A 1252-nucleotide genomic window follows, 5' to 3' on the forward strand; every position below is an offset into this window, starting at 1 on the left:
ACTGAACCGCCCCGGGTTTCCCGGAGGCTCCAACTTCTGAGAGGACTGAACCGCCCCGGGTTTCCCGGAGGCTCCAACTTCTGAGAGGATGGAGCCATGACGAAGCGAACAGCCCCTTTTTCGCCTGAGGTGCGCGAGCGTGCCGTGCGGATGGTGCGCGACCACGAGGGCGAGCACGGCTCGCAGTGGTCGGCGATCCAGTCGATTGCCGCGAAGATCGGCTGCTCGGGCGAGACGCTGCGGAACTGGGTGCGTCAGTCCGAGCGGGATCAGGGCGTGCGTCCTGGCCAGACGACGGACGAGCGCGAACGGATCAAGGCGCTGGAGCGAGAGGTTCGCGAGCTACGCCAGGCCAACGAGATCCTGCGCAAGGCGTCGGCGTATTTTGCTTTTGCCGAGCTCGACCGCCGGTCTCGGCCATGATCAGTTTCATCGACGATCATCGCGAGGTCTACGGGGTCGAGCCGATCTGCAGGGTGCTGCCGATCGCCCCGTCAACCTACTACGTGCATGCCGCCCGACGTGCCGATCCGGACAAGCAACCGGCTCGTGCTCGCAGCGACGCGGCGTTGATGATCGAGATCCAACGCGTGTTCGAGGCCAACTTCTGCGTCTACGGCGTGCGTAAGATCTGGCGGCAGTTGGCCCGGGAAGGGATCGTGACTGCTCGATGCACGGTGGCACGGCTGATGCGCCGATTGGGCTTGGCGGGGGTGGTGCGTGGCAGGACCGTTCGCACCACGATCCCCGACCCGGCCGCAGCCTGCCCCCTCGACCGCGTCAACCGTCAGTTCAAGGCTCCCCGGCCGAACGCCTTGTGGGTCAGCGACTTCACCTACGTGGCGACGTGGTCGGGCTTCGTCTATGTGGCCTTCGTCATCGATGTGTTCGCCCGGCGCATCGTCGGCTGGCGGGCCTCACGCAGGGCCCATGCAAGCTTCGTTCTGGATGCTCTGGAGCAGGCATTGCACGAGCGCCGTCCTGTCCAGGGCAGCGGGCTGGTGCACCACTCGGACCGCGGCTCGCAATTGCCCGGTTGCGAGAACAGCGTCGAGTGCCTCTGCCGGCGTCTTCCAGTTCAGCGTCTTGCGCGGTCTGCTGTTGAGGGCCGCGGCCACAGCAGCAAGATCGTCCACGCTGTGAGCGCTCAGATCCGTTCCTTTCGGGAAGTATTGACGCAGCAACCCGTTCGTATTCTCGTTCGTCCCCCGCTGCCAGGGTGAGCGTGGATCGCAGAAGTACACCTGCAGAC

The 1252-nt window shown here is 65.3% G+C and carries 2 pseudogenes and 1 other annotated feature; of the pseudogenes, one reads left to right on the plus strand and one right to left on the minus strand.

Annotated features, from left to right (window positions below):
- Nucleotides 1-96: 96 nt before the first annotated feature.
- Nucleotides 97-1028: pseudogene (locus G4G93_RS35360) on the plus strand (IS3 family transposase); the annotation flags it as partial.
- Nucleotides 378-494, plus strand: a sequence feature (AL1L pseudoknot). Its footprint overlaps the pseudogene before it by 117 nt.
- A 6-nt stretch (nucleotides 1029-1034) precedes the next feature.
- On the opposite strand, the pseudogene G4G93_RS35365 reads toward G4G93_RS35360, so the two are convergent.
- A pseudogene (locus tag G4G93_RS35365) lies at nucleotides 1035-1252 on the minus strand (IS30 family transposase); the annotation flags it as partial.

The sequence above is a fragment of the Methylobacterium sp. DB0501 genome, from assembly GCF_011043735.1.
GTDB lineage: Bacteria > Pseudomonadota > Alphaproteobacteria > Rhizobiales > Beijerinckiaceae > Methylobacterium > Methylobacterium alsaeris.